This is a genomic window from Frankia umida, from assembly GCF_023242945.1.
GTDB lineage: Bacteria > Actinomycetota > Actinomycetes > Frankiales > Frankiaceae > Frankia > Frankia umida.
Genome location: NZ_JALKFT010000070.1, coordinates 1 through 5,862, shown reverse-complemented (window position 1 = coordinate 5,862; position 5,862 = coordinate 1). Strand labels below are relative to the sequence as shown.

Sequence of the window (5,862 nt, the reverse complement as noted above, 5' to 3'; positions counted from 1 at the left end):
GGCCGCGGATCTGGCCCCCGCCGGCGCCCTGGGTGTTTTCTGCCCCGGCGTGCTCTCGGGGCCGCTCCCCGGCCCCCCCCCGCCGCCGGCGGGGGGGGCCGGCGGCTTCGGCTCCCACGAACTGCTCGACCTGTTCGCCCGCTGCTTCCCCGCCCCGTCCACCGCGGAGCTGGCCGCGCTGCGCCGACCGGACGGCTCAGCGCACCCGACCCTCCACGCGGACGACTCCGGCCCGCTGGTCGCCGAGGTGATCCGCACGACGACCGACCCGTATGTCGGACGGATGTCGGTGGTGCGGGTGTTCAGTGGAACGCTGCACCCCGACGACATGGTCCGGGTCAGCGGACCGGGCGAGCACCCGGGCGACGAGCGGGTCGGGGCGCTGTCGCGCCCGTACGGCCCGGCCCTGCACAGCGTGCCGTACTGCGCGGCCGGTGGCATCTGTGTCGTGACGAAACTGGCCACGGCCGCGACCGGTGACACCCTGTCCAGCCCGGACGATCCCTGCCTGCTTCCGGTGTGGACGATGCCCGAGCCCCAGCTGCCGCTCGCGATCCGGGCCCGGGCCCGGTCGGACGAGGACCGACTGTCCGTCGCGTTGACCCGGCTGTGCCTGGAGGACCCGGCCCTGCGCGTCGTCCAGGACTCCCAGACCGCCCAGATCGTGCTCTGGAGCATGGGTGAGGCGCATGCCGAGGCGGTCCTTGACCGTCTCGCCACCCGTTATGGCGCGGCCGTCGACTCCGAACCGCCGATGGTCGCGTTGTGCGAGACCCTGGCCGCCCCGGCCCACGGCACCGGACGTCAGGTCAAGCAGTCCGGCGGACATGGGCAGTACGCCGTCTGCGAGATCGAGGTGGAGCCGTTGCCGCCGGGCTCGGGCTTCGAGTTCGTCGACGAGATCGTGGGCGGGGCCGTCCCGCGGGCGTTCATCCCGTCGGTGGAGAAGGGCATCCGCGCCCAGATGGCCACCGGCGTGCACGTCGGTCATCCACTGGACGACCTACGGGTACGGCTGGTGGACGGCCGGGCGCACAGCGTGGACTCCTCCGATCTGGCCTTCCAGCTCGCCGGCGGGCTCGCGTTGCGCGACGCGCTGCGCGTCGGCGGCGTCGTCATCCTGGAGCCGATGCTGACGGTGGACGTCTGCGTGCCGGACACGTTCGTGGGCGCGGTCCTGGGAGATCTCTGCGCACGACGTGGCCGGGTGACCGGCATGGAGCCGGCGACACCGCCGGCGTTGGACGCGGCCCGTACCGTCGTGCACGCCGAGGTTCCGGAACGGGAAATGTCGCGTTATGTCATGGAGCTCCGGTCGATCAGCCATGGCAGCGGCCAGTTCCACCGGGAACCGCACGGCTACGAACCAATGCCCCGCCCCCTGGCCGACACCCTGACCGACTGACCCGGCGGCACTCGGCCGTACTCGGTGCCACCCGGCACCCGGCGGACCCGGCCAGCCACCTCGGTCCGGCCGGGTCCGCCCAGTCCGGCCGACCGGGCCAGCTCAGCCCGGTCCGTCCACACCGACCCTTCAGTCCTCCGGGTCCGTCCGGGCCCACTGTTCGGCGAGCATGTCCCGGGTCTGACCGAGCAGAGCGGGCAGCACACGGGTCGCTCCGATGACGGGCATGAAGTTCGCGTCGCCACCCCAGCGCGGAACGACATGCTGGTGGACGTGCGCCGCGATTCCCGCCCCGGCGATGTGACCGAGGTTCATTCCGGTGTTGAAACCGTGGGCGCCGCTCGTCTCGCGCAGGACCCGTAGGGCACGGCGGGTGAAAAACGCCATCTCCACGACTTCCTCGGTGACCATGTCGAGGTAGTCGGCGACGTGACGATAGGGCACGACAAGCAGGTGCCCGGCATTGTAGGGATACAGGTTGAGCACCGCATAGACCGTTTTTCCGCGGGCGACGACCAGACCGTCCTCGTCGGTCATCGTGACGATGGCGCAGAAAGGGCACTCATCGTCGCGGCCGCGCCCCTCGCCCTTGATGTAGGCGAGTCGATGCGGCGTGTAGAGCCGCTGGAACGCATCGCGCAGGCCGACGCCCGACTGCTCCTCGAGCGCAGTGTCATCGGCCGGCGGTTCGACGATCACCGGCCGACCCGACCCGGCCGAACCGAACCCGGACCGCAGGTCAGCCCGACCACCGGCAGCGGGTTCGACCGGCCGCCGACCAGGAGGCCCTCGCCAGCCCGGCCCGGGAACACCCGACGGGGGAACACCTGCCGCGCCGCCACCACTGGCACCCGGCCCGACGCTCGCGGCGACTCACGCGAGCGATGCGCCCCGGCGACCACATGGGCGCGCCCGCCGGCCGACCTTCGGGCAGATCCCCCGGGAAGGGTGGTCGTCATCTCGCCAATTTATCAGGACGTGCCCGAAGCGGCTGGTGCGTACCCGGGGAATGCGCACGCCGGTGCGGGTGCGCACCGAGAGAGGAGGAGGGAGACTGACGGCGTGGGGGGGTCGCCGCCAGTCTCCCCCGAGTGGCGCTATCGGTTTCGAACCACGGCACCCGAGCTACCGCTGCCCACTCTGCCGCGCACCGTGACCAGAAGGATTCTCCCAGCACATCCGGACAGAGGACCGCGTCGACACAGCACCCGTGCACCAGAGACCTGGAGCGCTGAGTACGGCGCGACCAGTACACCACGACAACGTAACCCGAGCCCGTAACGCCCCTGCGCGATCAGCCTAGCTGGCCGTGGACCGATCCGTACAGACCGGGCGTCATGCCGAGTGGAAATACGCGACGGGAGCCCGCTGGCCCCGCCGCGCTTTCCCACGCTCCACCCACCTACCCACCAACCACCGAGAGAGTGGAACGACAGCCGATGCCGATCCACGCCGGACCGCCCGGTGCGCCTTCTCGCCGCCGATTCGCCCTGGCGCGACGCCCGGCCCTTTCCACGGTCGGTGCTCAGGGTGCGGAGCACCATTCGCCGGTCGACCCGATCCCAGCCGCGAAGCCGTCCGACACACACCCGACCGAGACCGGATCACGGCGATGGGGGCAGCGATCGACGGCTCCCGTGTCGCTCACTGTCCGTGCGCGAGAGCCGAATGACCGCGCTGAGCCCCCGAGTCGCCGCGGCGGGGGTCCGCCGCCGGGCACCCCCACGCAGGTAGCACCAAAGTGGGGTGCGCCCGGACATCGGACCCCAGGCGCCACGCGCCGCCAGATAGACCGAAGTGTCGGAATTGCGCTGTATATGCAGGCACCTGGCCTCTACCCGGACCGGTTCACGGGTGACGAACCACGCCGCGGAGCCCGACGCCGCCACCCCCGCCGGCAAACCTCCGGACCGCTCACACCGCCACCAAAGGGGAATCCGACCCGGAACGCCGTCACCTGCACCGGCGACCCGCAACCATGAATCCCAGACCCCGCGGCCAGCCGCCGGGGCCCACTCCGACCCTCGGTGAGAGAAGGCGACCCATCAGGACACCAGGCCCGGCCCGCACCTCAGCGCCGCAGCCGCAGCCGCAGCACTCTGACCAGCATCGCGACCCTCAGCAGAGGTGCGCCACAGGTGGAATCCGAGGGTTGGACGACCGAGGCGGCCATGGCCTCAGGCCGCCGACACGCGCTCCGCGAAAGGAGAGACATGTGGACCAGCCGGTGGGCGTACGTGGTTTCGAACCACGGACCTCTGCCGTGTGAAGGCAGCGCTCTACCCCTGAGCTATACGCCCTTGCAGGTGATGGGACTACCTTACACGGCTCCGAGAGCGACCCGTCAGGGGGTCCACCGCGTCCGCGATGTCCAGCGCCGCAACGACATCCACCGCCGCACAGACACCCACCGCCGCACCGAAGTCCGACGTCACACCGATGTCCGACGTCCCTCCGATGTCGATCGTCCCACCGATCTCGACCCCCACGTCCGGTGGGCGGCCAGAGTCAGCTTCGCGTCAGCTTCGTCGCGACTGGCCGAGGTTGAGAACCACCCGGACGGGGAAGGCTCAAGGTGCAACGGCCATGGCAGACGGGCCCAGACACTCGGGGGACCTTCGGTCATCACGGACGGTAGCCGCGCATCTGGTCGATGGGTGGCTAACCATCCGTTGACTGACCGATCTAGGCTCTACCCGGGAAGGGTTCGCTCTTCCGGGCCGGGCAACTCACTCAAAACCGCCGTAACGGATGTTGTCTTGGCATAATCTTGTTACCAACGGGACTCAGACAGGGAACTATCCCGTTACACGGGTGCTCGCCCGCACCACCGCACCATGAGAGGCCGCCCGATGACTATTCGTCACGATTCGATCACCGCCGAACTTGCCCTTCGCCTTGTCGTCCCAGGCGGCGCGCCCGTTCCGGTCGCAGCCACCGTCCGATACGAGCCGGCCGATCCTTATGCGATCAGCATCGGATTCCGTACCGGGGCGGACGAAGTGGTGGAGTGGACCTTCGCGCGCCAACTCCTCAGTGATGGCGTCCGCCGGCCCGCCGGCGATGGAGACGTCCAGGTGTGGCCGGCCGCCCAGTCCGGTGGGCGGATCGTCTGCCTGTCACTGTCCAGTCCGTCAGGGCACGCGTTGTTCGAGATGCCGAGGTCGGAAGTTCTCGCCTTCCTACGGCGTACTTACTCCGCGGTCCCCCTGGGCGGCGAGAGCGATATCATCGATCTTGACGCAGAACTCGCCCTGTTGATCTGGGGCGGTCCCGAGCGGTGATTCTCACCGGGGTCGGGACAGTGGCCCGACCCCGGTGAACCGGTGCGGGCACCGTTTGACCGGGGAGGCGACACTCCCCACGCCGCCGGCCCCGTCATCGGGTTAGCGGCGGCATTCCTTGCGCGGACGAGCACCCACCCGCCTGGCCGAGGTCCCTTCGGTCAGGCGGGTCGTCGTCTGTCCGGCCGGCGCATCCGCACAGGTGCGCCAGTAGCACGTGGGCGGATCAGCGATCATGTGCTGGCGAGGCTCACCAGACGCCGCGCCTTCAGTTCCGTCTCCTGCCATTCGTCCTGTGGGTCGCTGCCCCAGGTGATGGCCGCACCCGTCCCGAAACGCAGCTGGCCGCCCGCGAACCAGAACGTGCGGATGCCGACGCTGAGCCACCCCGTGCCACGGTCCGCGTCGACCCAGCCGATGCCGCCGCAGTACGGGCCGCGCGCGACCGGCTCGAGCTCGCCGATGATGCGCAGCGCGCTGGCCTTCGGCGCACCCGAGACCGAGCCGGCCGGACTGGTCGCGGCCAGCAGCTGCGCCCAGCCGATCCCGGGACGCAACTCGGCCCGGACGGTCGAGACCAGGTGCACGAGCCCGGGATGGCGCTCCAGTGCACACAGCGCCGGCACGGTCACACTCCCGACCCGTGCGACCTGACCGAGATCGTTGCGCACCAGATCCACGATCATGACGTTCTCCGCGACGTCCTTCGGGCCCAGTTCGCGCTCGGTCCGCCCGGTCCCCTTGATCGGCCCGGAGCGGACGCGGTCACCGTCGCGCTCGAGGAACAGCTCCGGGGACGCGCCCGCGATCCGCAGGTCCGCCTCCGGCACGTCCAGCACGACCGCGTACGGCGCCGGATTGCCCGCGGCCAACACGGCGGCCAGGGCCGCCGGGCCACCGCCGTCGGCCCGGCCCGGTGCCTCGCCCGCCGTGGGCAGGGGCGCGGACAGCACCCGGCACAGGTTGACCTCGTAGACATCCCCCGCGGCGATGTGCTCCCGGATGACCCGCGCCCCGGCGACGTACGCAGCCTCCTCGAGGCTGCTCGTCCAGCTGTGCGCCGACGGGCCCCGCCACGGCTGCTGGGCCAACGCCGCGACCCCCCCCGCCCGGGCCGGCCCGCCCCGCCCCCCCCGGCCCCCCCGCCCCCCCCCCCCCGAATGCAAAGCCGCC

General features: G+C 70.9%; 4 protein-coding genes and 1 tRNA gene. 2 read left to right on the top strand and 3 right to left on the bottom strand.

Translation table 11 applies throughout. The features are described 5' to 3' along the window. On the top strand, positions 1-1,405 hold a 1,405-nt coding region (locus tag MXD59_RS25650; RefSeq protein WP_248827142.1), incomplete at its 5' end, for an EF-Tu/IF-2/RF-3 family GTPase. A gap of 129 nt (positions 1,406-1,534) precedes the next feature. Here MXD59_RS25650 and MXD59_RS25645 read toward each other — a convergent pair. Next, positions 1,535-2,104 carry an HIT family protein gene (locus MXD59_RS25645; protein ID WP_308301782.1) on the bottom strand — a complete coding sequence of 190 codons (570 nt, stop codon included), beginning with the start codon at positions 2,102-2,104 and terminating at the stop codon, positions 1,535-1,537. A gap of 1,529 nt (positions 2,105-3,633) precedes the next feature. Next, positions 3,634-3,705, bottom strand: a tRNA-Val gene (locus MXD59_RS25640). A gap of 552 nt (positions 3,706-4,257) precedes the next feature. On the opposite strand from MXD59_RS25640, the gene MXD59_RS25635 reads away from it, so the two are divergent. Further along, the gene (locus MXD59_RS25635) at positions 4,258-4,689 is read left to right on the top strand and encodes an SsgA family sporulation/cell division regulator (RefSeq protein ID WP_009739629.1); all 432 of its coding nucleotides are present in this window, start codon (positions 4,258-4,260) and stop codon (positions 4,687-4,689) included. A gap of 233 nt (positions 4,690-4,922) precedes the next feature. On the opposite strand, the gene MXD59_RS25630 is transcribed toward MXD59_RS25635, so the two are convergent. Then, positions 4,923-5,862 (bottom strand): chorismate-binding protein (locus MXD59_RS25630; RefSeq protein WP_248827141.1); only part of this gene is annotated, 940 nt, incomplete at its 5' end.